An 18,559-nucleotide genomic window follows, 5' to 3' on the forward strand; every position below is an offset into this window, starting at 1 on the left:
CTGTTTCCCGAAGCAGGAAACAGCCTCTCGTCAGCGCAGCCCGAGGTCCTTGGCGATGATGGTCTTCATCACCTCGCTGGTGCCCGCGTAGATGCGGGCCACGCGGGCGTCGGTGTAGAGGCGGGCGATGGGGTATTCCATCATGTAGCCGTAGCCGCCGAACAGCTGGAGGCAGCGGTCGACCACGCGGGCCTGGACCTCCGTGCAGAACAGCTTGGTGCGGGCGGCATCCGGGGCCGAGAGGCGGTTCTCCACCAGTTCCATCACCGCCCGGTCCAGCATCGCCTGGGCCGCTTCGACTTCCGCGGACATGGCGGCGAGTTCGAATTTGGTGTTCTGGAAGCCGGCGACCGGCTGGCCGAAGACCTTGCGCTCCTTGACGTAATCGATCGTCGCGGCGATGGCGGCGTGGGCCTGGGCCACCGAACCCGTTGCCACCGTGATGCGTTCCTGAGCGAGGTTGTGGCCGAGGTAGCCGAAGGCGGCGCCCTCCTCACCGAGGCGGTTGGTCACCGGGACGCGGACGTTGTCGAAGTGGAGTTCGACGGTGTCCTGGACCTTGCAGCCCATCTTGTCGAGGACGCGGCCCTTGGTGAAGCCGGGGCGGCCGCTCTCCACCACGATCAGGGTGAGGCCGGCGCGGCGGTTGTCCGGATCGGTGGAGCTGCGGCCGCACACGATCACCAGATCGGCGAGCAGGCCGCCGGTGATGAAGGTCTTGCCGCCGTTGATGACGTACTCGTCACCGTCGCGGATCGCGGTGGTGCGCATACCCGCCAGATCCGAGCCGGTGCCGGGTTCGGTCATGCCGATCGCGGTGAGCAGGGTGCCGTTGGCGAGGCCGGGGAACCAGCGGTCGCGCTGTTCGGCGTTCGCGTACTCCAGGAAATACGGCAGGATCACGTCGATCTGGGTGCGGACCGTGCTCAGCGTGACCTGGGCGCGGTACGACTCCTCCTGCAGCACCATGTTGTAGCGGTAGTCGCGGACACCGCCGCCGCCGTACTCCTCGGGGATGGCGGTGCCGAGCAGGCCCAGCGAGCCGAGCTTCTCGAACACCTCGCGGGGCATCCGGCCGGCCTTCTCCCACTCGGGATAGTGCGGGACGATCTCCTTCTCGATGTACTCCCTCGCCAGCCGGCGGAAGGCCTCGTGGTCTTCGGTGAAAATATCGCGGCGCACGAAAATACCTCCTAGGCAACGAGTTCGACGATGGTGGCGTTGGCGGTGCCGCCGCCCTCGCACATGGTCTGCAGGCCGTAGCGAATTCCCTTGTCGCGCAGGTGATGTACGAGCCTGGTCATCAGGACCGCACCCGAACCGCCGAGCGGGTGGCCCAGCGCGATGGCGCCGCCGAGCGGGTTGGTGCGCTCGATGTCGGCGCCGGTCTCGGCCAGCCAGGCCAGCGGGATGGGGGCGAAGGCCTCGTTGACCTCGAAGGCGCCGATATCGCCGATGCTCAGGCCGGTCTTGCGCAGTACCTTCTCGGTGGCGGGGATCGGGCCGGTCAGCATCAGCACCGGATCGGAGCCCGCGACCGCGCCGCCGGTGTAGCGGACGATCGGGGTCAGGCCCAGCTCACGCGCCTTCTCCGGGGTGGTCACCAGGATGGCGGCGGCGCCGTCGGAGATCTGCGAGGAGTTGCCCGCGTGCAGGACGCCGTCCTCCCGGAACGACGGCTTCAGCTTGGCGAGTTTCTCGGCGGTGGTGCCGCGCCGGATACCCTCGTCGGCGGTGACCTCCCCGTCCTCCGTCGGCACCGCGACGATCTGGGCCGCGAAGGCGCCCGCGTCCTGGGCGGCGGCGGCCAGTTCGTGCGAGCGCGCGGAGTACTCGTCGACGGCGGTGCGGTCGAAACCCCACTTCTGCGCGATCATCTCGGCGCCGACGCCCTGGTTGAACTCGAAACCGTTGTAACGGGCCAGGGCCTTCGGCCCGTACGGCATGCCGGTGCCGCGCGCCGCGCCCATCGGGACCCGGCTCATCGACTCGACACCGCCCGCGACCACCACGTCCTGCTGGCCCGACATCACCGCCTGCACCGCGAAATCCAGGGCCTGCTGGCTGGATCCGCACGCGCGGTTGACGGTCGTACCGGGCACGCTCTCCGGCCAGCCCGCGGCCAGCACGGAATAGCGGCCGATATTGCTGGACTGGTCGCCGACGGCGGAGACGCAGCCCCAGATCACGTCGTCCACGATCACCGGATCGATACCGGTGCGCTCGGCCAGCGCGGTCAGCACGATCGCGGACAGGTCCGCCGGATGCACCGTGGACAGGCCACCGTTGCGCTTGCCGACGGGGGTCCGTACGGCCTCGGCTATCACTACTTCACGCATGTTCTTCCCTCACTCTGCCGGATATTCCGCCGAACCGTCGTGGGGTTCGGAACTGTGGCTGCCCGATGTTCACTTCTCCGCCGAGGGCCGGGGCACGGCCCAGCGGCCGGTGAAGGTCGCGGACCGCTTCGCGGCGAACGCGGCGTACGCCTCGCCCGCGTCGGCGGTGCCGAAATTCATTGCCTGCGCACGCTGTTCGCTCGCCAGCGCGTCCCGCAGGGTGCGGTCGCCGCCCTCGTTGAGCAGAGCCTTGGTCTGTGCCAGCGCGATCGGCGGACCGGCGGCCAGCCGGTCGGTGAGATCGTCGACGAACGCGTCGATCCCGTCGCCGGGCACCACCCAGGTCACCAGGTTCAGCGCGTGCGCCTCGGCGGCGTCGATCGTCTCCGCCAGCAGCGCAAGGCGTTTCGCCTGTTGCAGGCCGACCAGCTTGGGCAGCAGCCACGAGCCGCCGAGGTCCAGGGACAGGCCGCGCTTCGCGAAGATCTGCGAGAAGGTGGATTCCGGGGTCGCGACGACGAGATCGCAACCCAGCGCCAGATTCCAGCCGGCGCCGACGGCCACCCCGGTCACCTTCGCGACGGTCGGGATCGGCAGCTCGTGCACCAGCAGCGCGACCTCGTTCATCAAGCGCACCTTGTACATCGGGTGCGTGTCGTCGCCGGCGGCGAGGTCGGAGCCGGAGCAGAACGCTCCCCCGGCCCCGGTGATCACCAGCGCGCGGATCGAGGGATCGGTACCGGTCTGGGTGAGCGTGTCCCGCAGGGTCAGCCACAGCGCGCGGTCGATCGCGTTCTTGCGGGCCGGCCGGTTCAGCGTCAGCGTCCGGATACCGTCGCGGTCCGAGATCAGCAGTGCCGCTTCGGTCATCGCGGGTACTCCGGGCCGATCGCCTTCGCCGTCCGCAATCGCGCCAGTTCCGCGGTGTCCACGCCGAGTTCGTTCAGGACCGCGTCGGTGTGCTCGCCCAGCCCGGGTACCGCACCCATCGGCGGGGTGTAGCCCGCGATGACCGGTGGCGGCAGCAGGGACGGGATCGCGCCGCCGGGGCTGTCGATCTCGTGCCAGCGGTCGCGCTCGGACAGTTGCGGATGCGCGATCACCTCGGCGGGGGTGTTGTAGCGCGAGTTGCCGATGCCGGCGTCGTCGGCGGTCTTCTGGATGTGCGCGAGATCGTACCGGGCACACCAGGTTCGGATCTCGGCGTCGATCAGTTCGCGGTGCCGGCAGCGGTCCGGGTTGGTGCGGAAGCGTTCGTCCTCGGCGAGGTCGGGACGGCCGAGGATCTCGCGGGCCAGCCGCTGCCATTCGCGGTCGTTGGTGGTGCCGAGCACCACGGTCTGACCGTCGGCGGTGGGGTACGCGCCGTAGGGGGCCACCGCCGGCGAGCTCATGCCCAGCGGCTGCTGCTCGATACCGGAGTGCCGGGTGTAGGTGAGGTGGTAGCCCATCATGTCGGCCATGGTGTCGAACAGGCTCAGCGACACCTGCGCACCGCCGGTGCGGCCGCGTTCGCGCGCGGTCAGCAGCGCCAGGATCGACAGCGCCGCATGCAGTCCCGTGGTGACGTCGGCCATCGGCGGGCCGGGTTTGGCGGGCTCGCCCGGGAAGCCGGTCACCGAGCACACCCCGGATTCGGCCTGCACCAGCAGGTCGTAGGCCCGCTTGTGCGACAGCGGGCCGCCCGCGCCGAAACCGTCGATCTCGACGGCGATCAGATCGGGATGGCTGCGCGCCAGCTGATCCGGGGCCACGCCGAGCCGGGCCGTCGCGCCGGGCGCCAGATTCGACACCAGTACGTCGGCCCGGTCCAGCAGTTTGTGCAGGAGTTCCACGCCCGCAGGCGATTTCAGGTCGAGGGTGACCGATTCCTTACCGCGGTTGCACCACACGAAGTGCGCGGCCTGGCCGGAGACGACATCGTCGTACCAGCGGGCGAAGTCGCCGCCGGCCGGATTCTCCACCTTGATCACCCGGGCGCCGAAATCACCGAGCACCCGGGTGCACATCGGCGCCGACACCGCCTGCTCGAGCGCCACCACGGTGATGCCCGCCAGCAGTCCGCCCTGCGGCGGCGCGGCGGTCATCGCGGCACCCGCGCGCGGGAATCGTTGCAGCCCATACCTGTCACTCCTGCTCTCTCGTGGCTCGTCCGGGACCGCTCAGTAACTGCGGGGCATACCCAGCACGTGCGAGCCCAGGTAATTGAGGATCATTTCCTGGCTGACCGGGGCGATACGCATCACCCGGACCTCCCGGAAATACCGGGCCACGTTGTACTCCTCGGCATAACCCATGCCGCCGTGGGTTTGCAGCGCGCGGTCGGCGGCGGTGAATCCGGCATCCGCGCACAGATATTTCGCCGTATTCGCCTCACGGCCACAGGGCTTTCCGTTATCGTAGAGCCATGTCGCCTTCCGCAAGATCAGCTCGGCCGCATCCAGGTGCGCCAGCGAATCCGCCAGGGGGAATTGGATAGCCTGATTCATGCCGATCGGCCGGTCGAAGACGATGCGTTCGTTCGCGTACCGCACAGCGCGGTCCAATGCCACCCGGCCGATGCCGAGCGCCTCCGCGGCGATCATCATCCGTTCCGGATTGAGGCCGTCGAGAATGTATTTGAAGCCCTTGCCCTCCTCGCCGACGCGGTCCTCGACGGGAATGCGCAACCCGTCGATGAACAACTCGTTCGAGGTGACGGCGTTGCGGCCCATCTTCTTGATCGGCCGGATGTCGACCTTGTCGCGATCCAGATCCGTGAGGAACAGCGTCATACCGTCGGTCTTCTTCTCGACCGAGTCGTAACTCTGGGTGCGCGCCAGCAGCAGGATCTTCTCCGATTCCTGCGCCTTGGAGATCCACACCTTGCGGCCGTTGACCACGTAGTGGTCACCGTCGCGGCGGGCGAACGTGGTGATCCGCGAAGTGTCCAGGCCCGCACCGGGTTCGGTGACGCCGAAGCACACGTGCAGGTCGCCCGCGGCCACCCGCGGCAGCACCCGCTGCTTGAGCTCCTCGGAGCCGTGCACCGCCACCGGATGCATACCGAAGATCGACAGGTGGATCGCGGTCGCGGCGTTCATGCCGCCACCGGAACGCGCCACCTCCTCGGCGAGGATCGTCGCCTCGGTGATCCCCAGCCCGTGCCCGCCGTATTCCTCCGGAATCGCGATGCCCAGCCAGCCGCCCTTGGCCATCGCCTCGTAGAACTCGGTCGGGAATTCGTGCGCGAGATCCTTCTCCATCCAGTACTGGTCGTCGAATCGCTTGCACAATTCGGCGACGGATTTCCGGATGAGCTGCTGGTCATCGCTCAGCTCGAAATTCATACCCTCGGCCACATTCACCAACCTTCATATTGCGCCGCTGCCGTGGTGCGGCGGATCGAATTCGTCCGGGCGGCCACCGGCGCGGGTGCGGTCCCAGAACACCCGCGCCGGTGAAACCCGTTCACCGCGCCGCGACCGCCCGGCGGGCACGCTCACGGTAACCCGCCAGCTTGTCCTCCGGCGCCACCACTCGGTGGCTGCGCGACTGCGTGCTCACGTCGTGATCCGCCACCGAATTCCGCAGGGCGCCGACCGTGGCCCGCTCCCTCGGAATATGCGCGAACGGATCGAAGGAATACCAGCGCATCGCGTTCTGGTAGGTCATCTTCGCGATGTCGGCGTCCGGTACCCGGTGGTCGGTGAACACCCCGTGCAGTTCCTCCGGCGCGTGCGGCCACATGGAGTCGCTGTGGGGATAGTCCGCCTCCCAGCAGATGTTGTCGATACCGATGTCGTGCCGCAGCCGGACCCCGAGCGGATCGCTGATGAAGCAGGTCAGGAAGTGCTCACGGAACACCTCCGACGGCAGTTTCCCGCCGAAGTCCTGCAACGTCCAGGTGGAATGCATCTCGTAGGTGCGGTCCACCCGCTCCAGGAAATACGGGATCCAGCCGGTGCCGCCCTCGGACAGCGCGATCCGGATACCCGGATAGTCCTTGATCACCCGCGACCACAGCAGATCCGCCGCGGCCGACACGATGTTCATCGGCTGCAGGGTGATCATCACATCCGGCGGTGAATCCACCGCCGGCACCGACAACCGCCCGGACGAGCCGATGTGCACGCTCAGGACGGTGTCGGTGTCGACCAGGGCCTCCCACAAGGGATTCCAGTACGGGTCGTGGAAGCTGGGGTAGCCCAGCGCCGCCGGATTCTCGGTGAAGGTCAGCGAGTGCACGCCCTTGGCGGCGTTGCGCCGCACCTCGTCCGCACACAGCCGCGCATCCCAGATCACCGGCAGCGCCATCGGAATGAACCGGCCCGGATAGGCCGCGCACCACTCGTCGACGTGCCAGTCGTTGTACGCCTGCACGAGCGCGAGCGAGAACCCGGGATCGTCGGTCGCGAACAACCGCGCCGCGAATCCCGGGAACGACGGGAAGTTCATCTGCGCCAGAATGCCTCCGGCGCTCATGTCCTTCACCCGCTCGTGCACGTCGTAGCAGCCGGGCCGGATCTCGTCCAGGCCCTGCGGCTCCATGCCGTACTCCGACTTCGGCCGTCCCGCAACGGCATTGAGCGCGGCGTTCGGGATGACGACATCCCGGAACGTCCACACGTCGGTGCCGTCCTCGCGATGCACCAGCTGGGGCGCGTCGCCCCAGTACCGCCGGTGCAGGTGGTTCACGAACATGTCGGGCGGTTCGATGATGTGGTCGTCGACACTGATCAGGATCAGATCCTCGAGTTCCACGGCTACCCCTTTCTCCTCGTCCGCGGTCGATCAGTCGGACGCGGGAAGCGCCTTGGCGGCCTTCAGGGTCAGCGCCACGCCGCCGAGCGCGAGCTCACCGGTTCCGGAGTTGGTGCACAGCAGCTCGACGGTCTCGTCGGCGTCGACGTACCGCTTGCCGACCAGGGTGACCGCCTCGTTCGCGCCGACCTTGCCGGGCGCGGGCTTACCGGCCGCCGACTCCATCGGCGCTCCGCCGCAACTGATCTCGATCTCGGCGCCGGGCGCCCGCACGACCACCACCCGGGTGGTGCACACCGTGCTGGCCAGTTGCTCACCGGGACGCAGTGAAACTGCCGTCATGATCAACCTCCTTGTGGTTCAGTCGATCCGCGAACACCGCGAGATCGAAGGCTTGCCGCGCCAGCCAGAAACGCAGGAATCCGGTCAGCGAGTACCGCAGGAACAGCGCCGCCCCCACCACCGCCGCGACGACCGCCCCGCCGACGAGCGTGATGGCGTCGCGCTGCACCAGCGGGTCACGGGTGCTGTGCGACATGAGGAATGCGACCACGGCCAGGACCGGGCCCAGCACCAGCAGCAGGGTGCCGAGGCGCAGCCACAGCTGGGAGCGACCGGCGGCGGGGTCGGCGATCTTCAGCTCCGCGAGTTCACGGACGAAACGGTCCGCGCGTGCTTCGGTCATTTCGTGCTTCCTAGATAGAGTTCGGCGAGTTCGTGGCGCAGGCTGTCGGGATGACCCTGCTTCTCGATGCGGCCGCGCACGAGCACGGCCGCGTGGTCGGCGATGTCGAGCACCGCGGCGGCGAACTGCTCCACGACCAGCACCGCGACGCCCTGCCGGGCGATCTCGGCGACCTGTTCGTAGAGCTGACCCACGATCAACGGGGCCAGGCCCATGGACAGTTCGTCCAGCATGAGCACGGCCGGGTCGGTGGCCAGGCCGCGCGCGAGTGCCAGCATCTGCTGCTCGCCGCCCGACATGGTGCCGGCGAGCTGGTTGGCGCGTTTCCCGAGGATCGGGAACCGGGTGAACGCGATCTCCTCGATCTCGCGCCGGGGCCGGCCGGTGAAGGTCATCATCAGCAGGTTGTCCCGGACGCTGAGGTTGGGGAATACCCCACGCCCCTCGGGGATGAGGCAAACCCCCGCTCGCGCAAGATCTTTCGGGTTGGCGCCGGTGATGTCGCGGCCGCCGAGCAGCAGCCGCCCACCGGTGACGGGATGGACGCCCGCGGCCACCTTCAGGGTCGTGGTCTTGCCCGCGCCGTTGGGCCCGAGCAAGGCCACCACCTGCCCGGTGGCGACCGCCAGGTCGACACCGTGCAGGACGGTGATCGCATCGTAGGCGGCGCGCGCCTCACGCAGTTCCAGCAGCGGCGCGGACGCCGGTTCCCGGACGATCGGCAACCGCTCGGTCGGATAGGAGTCCGTATAGGGCAAACTCACGACTCCCCCAGATAGGCCGCCAGCACGGTCTTGTCGCGACGGACCACCTCGGGCGGACCCGAAGCGATGATCTTGCCCAGATCCAGGACGAACAGCTGATCGCAGACGTTCATCACCAGGTCCATGTCGTGTTCGACGAGCAGCACCGCGGCGCCGTCCTCGGCCAGCGACCGCAACAGGGCGGCGAACTTCTCGGTCTCGGTGTGGTCCTGACCCGCGGCGGGTTCGTCCAGCAGCACCAGCGCCGGCCGGACGGCCATCGCCCGCGCCACCTCGACCAGTCGTCCGGTACCCGTCGGCAGGGCATCCGCCGACGAGTCCGCGACGTGGTGCAGGTCGAGCCGCTCGATGATGTCACCGACGGTGCGGCGCGCGTGCCGGCGGTGCGGCCCGAGCTCGGCGGCGACCAGCAGGTTGTCGCGAACGCTCAAGCGCCCGAACAGTTCCAGTCGCTGGAAGGTACGGGCCAGCCCGTGCCGGGCCCGGCGAGCCGGGTTCAGCCGGGTGACGTCGCGGCCGTCGATGGCCACCGATCCGGTGTTGGGCCGGCGCAGGCCGGAGATCACATCGAACAGGGTGCTCTTCCCGGCCCCGTTGGGACCGATCAGGCCGGTGACGTGGCCACGTTCGGCCCGCAGCCCGGCGCTGTCGAGCGCCTTGTGACCACCGAAATTGACGGTGACGTTCTCAACCTCGAGCAGTGACGGCACGATCGAGCACCTCCTCGTCCTCGGCCCGCCAGGGTCGGCGGACACCCCACCATTCGACCGGGATCTCCGGCTCCACTTCGGGTTTCGGTGCCCGGGCCTGGGCCCAGTACCGGGCCACCACGGCGACGATCAACGCGCCGAGGGTGAACAGCCAGCCGTTGATCACGTCGTTGAGGCGCAGCACCCACAACACGATCGGCCCGCCGATCAGCAGGACTCCGGTCACCTTGTCGCGCAGCACCGGAACGAAACTGTTGCGCATACCGGCCACCGCGCCCTCGCCGAGGGCGCCACCGGCGAAGAACGCGCCACCGGCGGACGGCAGCACCTGTGCCAGGTTGGTCAGCGACGGCCACAGCACCGGAATCACGTTCAGCGGTCCGGCGAAGGTGACGCCGGTGAAGAATCCGCTGCCCACCGCACCGAGGCCGCCGATCACGACGATCAGGAAGATCGGCAGTCCCGCAACGAGATTGAACTGATCCGCGGTCACCGACCGCAGCTGCATCCCGAGCAGCGCACCACCGAGTCCGGCGATGGCCGCCGACAGCGCGAACACCGCCACCTTGGCGAACAGCAGGTTGCCGCCGAGGGTGGCGTAGGCGGATTCGCTGTCGCGCAACGCGATCAGCCGCCGGCCGAACCGGCTGCGCCGCAGCAACGCGACCCCGAGGGTGGCCACGGCCAGACAGACCGAGGCGAAGATCGTGATCTTCCACGTACTGTCCAGGTGCAGGCCGAACAGGTTCGGCCCGACCAGTTCCACCGAACCCTGATCGAACAGCGCGATCTTCAGGCCGAACACGTGGAATTCCGGCAGGGTGAAGATCCAGCGATCCAGTACCACCGCGAAAGCCGTTGTGGCCAAGGCGAGATAGACGCCGGACAACCTCATCGCCGGAACCGCGATGAGGGCGCCGACGACGCCCGCGACAGCCATGGCCGCGAGGATCGCCCACCATTGCCCGTGCACACCGAAGTGCGAATAGGCGACGGCGCCGATGCCCGCGATACTCAACTGGCACAAGGAGATCTGCCCGGCGAAACCGGCCAGCGGGATATACGACAACGCGATGATGGCGAAGGCGAACATCTGCCCGTAGGTGATCAGATTCGCCTCACCGAGCATCGTGGCGAGCATGATCCCGACCATGACGATGATCGCGCCGAACACCAGCGATCCGTTGATCGTCGGCAGCGGCACCGGACTCAGCTTCCGGTCCCGGCCGCGCAGGCGGCCGTGCGGGAACAGCAGCAGCGCCAGGAACAGCAACAGCGCGGGCGCGGCCAGCCGCAAGCCGGGCAGGTACTCGTTCTGTGGCAGATAGCCCGCGAGGTAGCTCTCCAGGCAACCGACCACGATCGCACCGAGGAAGGTCATCGGCAGGTTGGACAACCGGCCGAAGATCGCCGCGGTGTAGGCGCTGACGATCAGCAGCGACAGCTGCTGGGCGTCCAGCGCCACGGTCGGCGCGATCAGGATGCCGCCGATCGAGGCGAGCTCGATGCCGAGCATCCACGCGACCTTGTTGGCCCGCTGCGGATCGGCGCCGGTGAGTCCCACCAGCGCCCGGTCGTCCACGGTGGCCCGCATTTCCGCACCGGTTCTGGTGCGGTACAGCAGGATTCGGAGTCCGGCCGCGACCGCGACCGCGACCAGCATGGTCAGCGCCTGATGCCAGGTGATGGTGACGGGCCCGAGGTGGATCGGACGCTCGCCGGCGAAGAACTTCGGCAGCGTCCGGGACACGTTCGGATTCCATATCCAGCGGGCGACGATGATGAGGCCCGACAGCAGGGCCACTGTCATCACCAACTTCTCCGCGTCACCCAGTCCCTGGGTCGGTGCCAGCGCCCGGGCGAACAGCAACCCGAACAGGGGTGCGAACACCGCGAGCACCAGCACCACGGCCACCGGTACCGGCACGCCCCACCCGATGGTGAGCTGCCAGTACACGAACGCCGACATCATGCCCGCCGCCCCGTGCGCGAAATTGAACACGCCGGTCGTCGTGTAGGTGACCACCAGGCCACTACCGATGACCGCATAGATCGCCGCGGTACTGAGCCCGACGATCCCGAAGGCGAGGAACTTGTCCATGGTTACTTCAGATCACCCAGACTCTTGCCGACATCCGCGAGGGTGAGCGGCTTACCACCCGGGGTCTTGTAGACGTACGGGTCGACGTTGCAGCGGTACGGCCCGTTGTCCGGTTTGAAGTCCGGCGTGCTCCAGCCCTGCGGGCCGGCCTGCTCGGCATTGAAGCACTTCTGGATGAAGTTGGGGTCGCCCATATTGGTCGGGGCCTCCAGACCACCTGCGGTCCAAGCGGTTTCGCCCTTGCCGGCGTCGAGGAGGCACTTGCGGGTGAGCTGGTCACCACAGCTCGCGGCCGACTTGGCGAACAGCAGCCACTGGCCGAACGCGCGCACCGCGGGGTAGGTCATGTCCTCACCCGGCGCGTACTTGGCGAACAGATCCTTGAGCTGCTTCATCGCGGGCAGGTTCGACTCCAGCGGCGCGGTGCCGCTGATGTCCGCGTAGTTGTGCTGCACGGCGAGCGAATTGCCGGCCAGCTTGATGAACTGCGAGTTGTACGCGTTGGAGTTGGTGTCGATCCAGTCCAGCTTGTAGTCCATGCCGGTCAGCACGTCCTCGAGCTTGGCGAGGCTGTTGAAGTCGCCCAGGAAGATCAGGCCCTTGACACCCTTGGTCTTGATGGACTGCGCGTAGGGGGTCCAGTCGGACACGCCCGCGGCCGGGTACAGATCGTCGTAGACGATGGTCGCGCCCTGCTGCGGCAGCGCCTCCTCATAGGCGGTACCCATCACCTTGGTGACCGGGGAGTCGCCGTTGATCAGGCCGATCGCCGAGGCCGACGCCGGGTAGGCGTCCTTGAACAGCCACTGGTGGAAGCCGGTGTACGGGTCGTACCGGCCGCCGGCGGTCACGCCGCCACCGACCTGCAGGTCGGCTCCGGCGTTGGCGATCTGGTCGACCTGCGCCGGGAAGTCGGGCAGCAGGCAGGACAGCCGGTCCTTCACACCCAGTCCGTCGAGGGCGGCACTACCGCCGACGAGCGCGAAGTCGTCGCGGCAGGACTCCAGCATGCGCTGCCGGACCTCCATCAGCTTCGCGTCGCGCATGTTGTAGGTGATCTTGCGGCCGTTGATCCCGCCGTTGTCGTTGCACCAGGAGGTGAACACCTTGGCGGCGTCGGCCAGCTCGGGGTTCTTGGTGAAGCCCATGTCGGTGAACACACCGACCTTGATCTCACCGGCGGTCACGCCTTGTGCGGGTGCGCTCGAGGCCTTGCCGCTGTGGCATAGGCCCTTCAGGTCACCGAAGTCGGCCGACACGGAACTGCTGCTGCTACTGCCGCCGCTGTTGCCGCCGGTCGCCGAACTCTCCTCACCACTGCTGCCGCTACGGCTGCAGCCCGCTGCCGCGAGTAATGCCACCGCGGTCAGCGCGACGAGTATGCGCCTGGGTTTCACCAGATTCCTCCTTGAAGGGGGCCGTTTCCGCACCCCACTGCTCTCCGTCGAGCAGCGCGAGCCATGGTGCTCTCGCTGTCAGAAAACTATCTTCTCAGAAATGGAGAATCAACATGTTGGCTTTGGGGAGATCAAATGACCGGGCAACGACGCGGCCACGCCATCGCCATGACCGCCGAGGAGCGTGACGCCTTCCTCGGCGCGCAGCCGCTGGTCCGGATCGCGACCCTCGGGCCGGGCGGACATCCGCACACCAGCGCCCTCTGGTTCGTCTGGGACGGCACCGCCCTGTGGCTGAACTCGCTGGTCCGGAGCCAGCGGTGGACCGATCTGGGCCGCGACCCGCGGCTGTCGGCGATCGTCGACGACGGTGGCGCCGACTTCCTGCAGCTGCGCGGGGTGGAGCTGCGCGGCACCGCCGAGACCGTCGGCGAGGCGCCCCGCACCGGCGAGGCGAATTCCCAGCTCGAGGAGCCGGAGCGGCTGTTCGCGCAGAAGTACTCCCCCGGGCGCGGCTTCCACTACGACGGCCGCCACGCCTGGCTGCGGCTGGTTCCGGAGCGGGTCGTGAGCTGGGATTTCAGCAAGATGCGGCGATGACTCACCCCCGGTGAGGGGACGCTCTGTTGACTAACACGCGGCTTCATGGAAATCTAGAGTTCAGTTTTTGAGAATGCGATTCTCACGAGAGGAGGACAAGGATGCGCCTGCCACCGCTGCCAGCCGAGCGCTGGGACGATCGGACCCGGGACGCGTTCAAGGCACTACTGCCGCGAGCACGCCGTAATCCCGAAGGCGCGGGGCCCGCCATGGCGCCCTTGGCGTGGCATCCGGACCTGACCGAGAAGTTCCTCGGATTCAGTGTCCATCTGCTGTTCACGTCCACACTGCCGCCGCGGATCCGGGAACTGGTGATCCTGCGGGTCGCGCACCGCCGCAACTGCGCGTACGAGTGGGAACACCACAGCGGATTCGGTTCGGAGGCAGGCCTGTCCGCGGAGGACATCGCCGGGATCCTCGACGGCACCGCCGCCGACGAATTCGAGCAGTTGGTCCTCAACGCCGTCGACGAACTCGACGAGAAGTCCGAACTCTCCGATGAGACATGGGCCGCACTCAGCGAGCGGCTCGACGAAAAGCAGCGCATGGACCTGGTTTTCACGGTCGGCGGCTACATCACGTTGTCGATCGCCTTGAACACCTTCGGCGTCTCCAGCGAACACTGAGAGGGAATCTCCTGTAATGGCACACTTCACCAAGCCGGCTGCGGGTAGCTGGACGAAGACCTACCCCGAACTCGGCACCGGGCCCGTCGATTTCACCGATTCGATCGATCCCGCCTTCTACGAGGACGAGAAGGCCGCGATCTTCCGCAAGAGCTGGCTGAACATCGGCCGGATCAACAAGCTGCCGCGGGTGGGCAGCTACTTCACCAAGGAACTGCCGTTCCTGAACACCTCGATCGTGGTCGTCCGCGACTCCGAGAAGGAGGTGCGGGCGTTCTACAACATCTGCCGGCACCGCGGCAACAAGCTGGTGTGGAACGACTACCCCAACGAGGAAGTGCAGGGCGTCTGCCGGCAGTTCACCTGCAAGTACCACGCCTGGCGCTACAGCCTCGAGGGTGACCTGACCTTCGTGCAGCAGGAGAAGGAGTTCTTCGACCTCGACAAGGGTCAGTACGGGCTCAAGGGCCTGCGCTGCGAGGTGTGGGAGGGCTTCATCTTCGTCAACCTCGACGACAACGCGAAGCCGCTGGAGGAGTACCTCGGCCCCTTCCTGAAGGGTGTGGAGGGCTACCCGTTCCACGAGATGACCGAGGTGTACAGCTACAAGGCCGAGATCGGCGCCAACTGGAAGCTGTTCATCGACGCGTTCGCCGAGTTCTACCACGCGCCGGTGCTGCACCAGAAGCAGGCGGTCAAGGACGAGGCCGACAAGCTGATCAACGTCGGCTTCGAGGCGCTGCACTACGAGGTCGCCGCGCCGCACTCGATGGTGTCCTCCTGGGGCGGCATGGCCCCGCCGAAGGATCCCGGCATGGTCAAGCCGATCGAGCGGGAGCTGCGTTCGGGCCTGTTCGGCCCGTGGGACCGCCCTGACATCGAGGGCCTGGACGTGCTGCCCGAGGGCATCAACCCGGCCCGCCATCGCGCCTGGGGCATCGACGAATTCGAGATCTTCCCGAACTTCTCGCTGCTGTTCTGGGCGCCGGGCTGGTTCCTCACCTACCATTACTGGCCGACCGCGGTGAACAGCCACACCTTCGAGGCCAGCCTGTACTTCGTGCCGCCGAAGACCGCGCGCGAGCGCCTCGGCCAGGAGCTGGCGGGCGTCACCTTCAAGGAGTACGCGTTGCAGGACGCGAACACCCTCGAGGCCACCCAGAAGATGCTCGAGACCCGGGCCATCAAGGAATTCCCGCTCAACGACCAGGAAGTCCTGCTGCGCCACCTGCACACCCACGTCCAGAAGATCGTCGCCGACCACCGTGCCGGCGCCGGCCGTAACGGGAAGGCCAACTGATATGACGAACACCGAAACCAAAACCCTCCCGGCCGATTTCGCCGATCTGCAGAAGTACGAGCCGTGGATCCTGGCCACCGAGCCGGAGCGTTACGCCAAGCGGCTGGCCTCCTCGATGGAGGAGATGCAGGACCTGTACGACACGGTCTTCCCGCGTCTGCAGCCCGCGCTGGACCACATCGAGACCTTCGACTGGTCCGATCTGCCCGACCCGCAGCGGTACCTGTTCCACCTGCTGCAGTCGCTGGTGATGGTGTCGTTCCCCGTCGAGGTCTGGAAGCAGGCCCGCGTGCCCGACTCGGGCGCCGCCTACCTGGACTGCATCCAGGAGCCGGTGGTCTAGAACATGCTGACACTGAAGGCGGCCGGCCTGCTCGACGTCGAATCCGGCGAGATCGTGCGGCCCGGCATCGTGCGCATCGAAGGTGAAACCATCGTCGGCGTAGGCGGTGCGGTGGAAGGCGAAGTCATCGATCTCGGTGACCGGATTCTGCTGCCCGGCCTGATGGACATGGAGGTCAACCTCCTGATGGGCGGTCGCGGCGAGACCGGCCTGGCCTCCAGTGTCACCGACGATCCGGCCCTGCGGATGCTGCGTGCGGTGGGCAATGCCCGCCGCACGCTGCGGGCCGGATTCACCACCGTCCGTAATCTCGGCCTGTTCGTGAAGACCGGCGGATATCTGCTGGACGTCGCGCTGGGCAAGGCGATCGACCAGGGCTGGATCGACGGGCCGCGCATCGTGCCCGCCGGTCACGCGATCACCCCGCTGGGTGGTCACCTGGATCCGACCATGTTCTCCGCGTTCGCGCCCGACGTGCTGCACCTGACCCTCGAGGAGGGCATCGCCAACGGCGTGGACGAGGTGCGCAAGGCGGTCCGGTACCAGATCAAGTACGGCGCCGAGGTCATCAAGATCTGCGTCTCCGGTGGTGTCATGTCGCTGACCGGTTCGCCCGGCGCACAACACTATTCGGACGACGAGCTGCGGGCGATCACCGACGAGGCGCATCGCCGCGGCATGAAGGTCGCCGCGCACACGCACGGCGCCGACGCGGTGAAGCACGCCATCCTGTGCGGCGTGGACTGCATCGAGCACGGCTTCCTCATCGAGGACGACACCATCGACCTGATGGTGGAGCGCGGCACCTGGCTGGTGCCGACCACCGGGCTCACCGACTACATGGACATCTCGAAGGCCGACCCGAAGCTGAAAGCCAAAGCGGCCGAGATGTATCCGAAGGCGCGCAACTCGGTGCTGGCGGCGTACAAGGCGGGCGTGAAGATCGCGGTCGGCACCGACGCTCCGGCGATCCCGCACGGCAAGAACGCCGCCGAACTCGTCGCACTCGTGCAGCGCGGCCTGGATCCGGCGGATGTGTTGCGGGCGGCCACCGTCAACGCGGCCGAGTTGATCGACGCCGAGGACCGCGGCCGCATCGCCGAGGGCATGCTGGCCGACATCATCGCCGTTCCCGGCAACCCCATCGACGACATCACGGTGACCCAGCAGGTGTCGTTCGTCATGAAAGGCGGCAAGGTCTTTGTCCAGAACTGAAGATCTGCTGGAGATCCAGCAGCTGCTCGCCAAGTATGCCGTCACCATGACCAAGGGCGATGTGCAGGGGGTGCTCGAGGTGTTCACCCCCGACGGCTCCTACAGCGCCTTCGGCGACACCTACACCCTGGACCTGTTCCCGGAACTGGTGGAGGCGGCACCGAAGGGGCTGTTCCTCACGGGCACACCGCTTCTGGAGATCGACGGCGACACCGCCACCGGAACCCAGCCGCTGTGCTTCGTGGAGCACAGCGCGCACGATATGCGGATCGGTTACTACACCGACACTCTCGTGCGCACCGAGCAGGGCTGGCGGTTGAAGACCCGGCGGATGACGTTCATCCGGCGCAGTGGTGATCACGACTCCGGCATCCCGCATGCCTTCGAAAACTCGAAGGCCTGACATGCTTTCCAGGGCCTCGCTCCGTTCCATGGGGCGGGGCCCTCGTCACCGTTCCACCCGGTGGTCACGCGCCGTTCCGGCCGCGTGGCCCCGGCTCTTCCCCTTCCGCCCGCTCGCTGTGAACTGTTCCGCCGCCGGTCTCGAATCGGAGCGGATCGCGCGGCGGGCGAGCCACTTTCACCGGTTTCGCCCGGCGCGAAAGGACGCTGTATGAGTGCTTCCGTGATCCCCGATGTGGCGCAGTTCCGCTCGGAGTTGCGCAGTTGGCTCGACGAGAACGACCTGTCCCCCGGGGCCGATCACTCACTCGACGGGCAGGTGGCACAGCTCGGCCGGGTGCGCAAGGCGCTGTTCGACGCCGGGTGGATGCGGTACGGGTGGCCGGCCGAGGTCGGCGGGCTCGGCGGGCCCGCGGTACTGCGCGCGGTACTCGGCGAGGAGGTCGCCACCCGCGATCTCGCCGAGCCGGGTCTGTACTCGATGATCGAGGTCCTGGTGCCGACCATGATCTCCTACGCCCGCCCCGAGCTGGCCGCGGAGATGGTGCCGCTCATGCTCTCCGGCGCCGAACAGTGGTGCCAGGGCTTCTCCGAACCCGGCTCCGGCAGCGATCTGGCCTCGCTGACGACGAAAGCCGTTCCCGACGGCGACAATTGGGTCGTCAACGGGCAGAAGGTGTGGACCAGCCTGGCGCAGTACGCGTCCCGATGCGTCCTGCTCACCCGGACCGCACCGGGCCACGCCGGGATCACGGCCTTCTTCGTCGATATGGACACCCCCGGTATCACCGTCCGCCCGCTGAAGACCATGCACGGGCTCGACGAATTCGCCGAGGTGTACTTCGACGACGTGGTGGTGCCCGGTGACCGGATGCTCGGAAACCTCGGCGACGGCTGGCAATTGGCGATGGACCTGCTGCCGCACGAGCGTTCCACCTGCTTCTGGCACCGTGGCGCCTACCTGTTCAACCGGCTCGACAAGCTGATCGCGCAGACCACCGCACCGCCCGGCGACACCCAGGCCGACGCCGAGATCGGTTCCACCTACCTGGCTCTGCACATGCTGCGCTGCCGCTCCCGGACAACCCAGCAGACCCTTGCCGACGGCGGGCATCTGGGCCCGGAGACCTCGGTGGACAAGGTGCTGCTCGCGACCGCCGAACAACAGCTGATGAACACCGTGCGGGACCTCATCCCCGGCGCGGTGGAATTCGACGACCTCGAATGGCGCACGGAGTTCCTGTATTCCCGCGCCGCCACCATCTACGGCGGCACCGCGGAGATCCAGCGCAACATCATCTCCCGCCGCCTGCTGGACCTGGGCAAGGAGTGAG

19 protein-coding genes are annotated in these 18,559 nt (G+C 67.5%); 7 read left to right on the top strand and 12 right to left on the bottom strand.

From position 1 onward, the window contains the following. Nucleotides 1-30 precede the first annotated feature (30 nt). From G361_RS0114330 to G361_RS0114390, 12 genes are all read right to left on the bottom strand, one after another. Nucleotides 31-1,182 carry an acyl-CoA dehydrogenase family protein gene (locus tag G361_RS0114330; RefSeq protein WP_019927776.1) on the bottom strand — a complete coding sequence of 384 codons (1,152 nt, stop codon included), beginning with the start codon at nt 1,180-1,182 and terminating at the stop codon, nt 31-33. An 11-nt stretch (nt 1,183-1,193) separates the two neighbouring features. Next, complete coding sequence (locus tag G361_RS0114335) at nt 1,194-2,339, bottom strand: acetyl-CoA C-acyltransferase (RefSeq protein WP_026343027.1); 1,146 nt, start codon at nt 2,337-2,339, stop codon at nt 1,194-1,196. A 69-nt stretch (nt 2,340-2,408) separates the two neighbouring features. Continuing rightward, nucleotides 2,409-3,209 (bottom strand): enoyl-CoA hydratase/isomerase family protein, encoded by an 801-nt coding sequence (locus G361_RS0114340; protein ID WP_019927778.1) that lies wholly within the window; start codon nt 3,207-3,209, stop codon nt 2,409-2,411. Continuing rightward, complete coding sequence (locus tag G361_RS0114345) at nt 3,206-4,426, bottom strand: CaiB/BaiF CoA-transferase family protein (protein WP_019927779.1); 1,221 nt, start codon at nt 4,424-4,426, stop codon at nt 3,206-3,208. The genes G361_RS0114340 and G361_RS0114345 overlap by 4 nt, the downstream gene beginning before the upstream one ends. Nucleotides 4,427-4,501: 75 nt before the next feature. Continuing rightward, nucleotides 4,502-5,668 (bottom strand): acyl-CoA dehydrogenase family protein, encoded by a 1,167-nt coding sequence (locus G361_RS0114350; RefSeq protein ID WP_026343028.1) that lies wholly within the window; start codon nt 5,666-5,668, stop codon nt 4,502-4,504. A 121-nt stretch (nt 5,669-5,789) separates the two neighbouring features. Further along, nucleotides 5,790-7,022: an amidohydrolase family protein gene (locus tag G361_RS0114360; protein ID WP_052172789.1), complete on the bottom strand. Its 1,233-nt coding sequence runs from the start codon at nt 7,020-7,022 to the stop codon at nt 5,790-5,792. 90 nt (nt 7,023-7,112) lie between these two features. Further along, nucleotides 7,113-7,424 (bottom strand): hypothetical protein, encoded by a 312-nt coding sequence (locus G361_RS0114365; RefSeq protein WP_019927783.1) that lies wholly within the window; start codon nt 7,422-7,424, stop codon nt 7,113-7,115. Then, nucleotides 7,396-7,767 (bottom strand): hypothetical protein, encoded by a 372-nt coding sequence (locus tag G361_RS0114370; RefSeq protein WP_019927784.1) that lies wholly within the window; start codon nt 7,765-7,767, stop codon nt 7,396-7,398. The genes G361_RS0114365 and G361_RS0114370 overlap by 29 nt, the downstream gene beginning before the upstream one ends. After that, nucleotides 7,764-8,486 carry an ABC transporter ATP-binding protein gene (locus G361_RS0114375; protein WP_036495073.1) on the bottom strand — a complete coding sequence of 241 codons (723 nt, stop codon included), beginning with the start codon at nt 8,484-8,486 and terminating at the stop codon, nt 7,764-7,766. Before G361_RS0114375 ends, G361_RS0114370 begins: the two co-directional genes overlap by 4 nt. 41 nt (nt 8,487-8,527) lie before the next feature. Beyond that, complete coding sequence (locus G361_RS0114380) at nt 8,528-9,241, bottom strand: ABC transporter ATP-binding protein (protein WP_019927786.1); 714 nt, start codon at nt 9,239-9,241, stop codon at nt 8,528-8,530. Beyond that, on the bottom strand, nt 9,219-11,342 hold the full coding sequence (locus G361_RS0114385) for an ABC transporter permease subunit (protein WP_019927787.1): 2,124 nt from the start codon (nt 11,340-11,342) through the stop codon (nt 9,219-9,221). Before G361_RS0114385 ends, G361_RS0114380 begins: the two co-directional genes overlap by 23 nt. Nucleotides 11,343-11,344: 2 nt before the next feature. Next, on the bottom strand, nt 11,345-12,742 hold the full coding sequence (locus G361_RS0114390) for an ABC transporter substrate-binding protein (protein ID WP_026343030.1): 1,398 nt from the start codon (nt 12,740-12,742) through the stop codon (nt 11,345-11,347). A gap of 132 nt (nt 12,743-12,874) precedes the next feature. Here G361_RS0114390 and G361_RS0114395 point away from each other — a divergent pair, with 132 nt between their 5' ends. From G361_RS0114395 to G361_RS0114425, 7 genes are all read left to right on the top strand, one after another. Next, entirely contained in the window at nt 12,875-13,339 is a 465-nt protein-coding gene (locus tag G361_RS0114395; protein WP_026343031.1) for a pyridoxamine 5'-phosphate oxidase family protein, read from the top strand. 101 nt (nt 13,340-13,440) lie between these two features. Continuing rightward, nucleotides 13,441-13,965 (top strand): carboxymuconolactone decarboxylase family protein, encoded by a 525-nt coding sequence (locus G361_RS0114400; RefSeq protein ID WP_026343032.1) that lies wholly within the window; start codon nt 13,441-13,443, stop codon nt 13,963-13,965. A gap of 16 nt (nt 13,966-13,981) precedes the next feature. Further along, nucleotides 13,982-15,265 carry an aromatic ring-hydroxylating dioxygenase subunit alpha gene (locus tag G361_RS0114405; RefSeq protein WP_019927791.1) on the top strand — a complete coding sequence of 428 codons (1,284 nt, stop codon included), beginning with the start codon at nt 13,982-13,984 and terminating at the stop codon, nt 15,263-15,265. Between the two features lies 1 nt (nt 15,266). After that, nucleotides 15,267-15,608: a hypothetical protein gene (locus tag G361_RS0114410; protein WP_019927792.1), complete on the top strand. Its 342-nt coding sequence runs from the start codon at nt 15,267-15,269 to the stop codon at nt 15,606-15,608. 3 nt (nt 15,609-15,611) lie between these two features. Then, on the top strand, nt 15,612-16,823 hold the full coding sequence (locus G361_RS0114415) for an amidohydrolase family protein (protein ID WP_019927793.1): 1,212 nt from the start codon (nt 15,612-15,614) through the stop codon (nt 16,821-16,823). Between the two features lie 46 nt (nt 16,824-16,869). Continuing rightward, nucleotides 16,870-17,226, top strand: a complete 357-nt coding sequence (locus G361_RS0114420) for a nuclear transport factor 2 family protein (protein WP_052172790.1) — start codon at nt 16,870-16,872, stop codon at nt 17,224-17,226. A 210-nt stretch (nt 17,227-17,436) separates the two neighbouring features. Continuing rightward, a complete protein-coding gene (locus G361_RS0114425; RefSeq protein WP_019927795.1) occupies nt 17,437-18,558 on the top strand; it encodes an acyl-CoA dehydrogenase family protein in 1,122 nt (373 codons plus the stop codon). Nucleotide 18,559: the final 1 nt, after the last annotated feature.

Source organism: Nocardia sp. BMG111209, assembly GCF_000381925.1.
In the GTDB taxonomy this organism is placed as follows: domain Bacteria; phylum Actinomycetota; class Actinomycetes; order Mycobacteriales; family Mycobacteriaceae; genus Nocardia.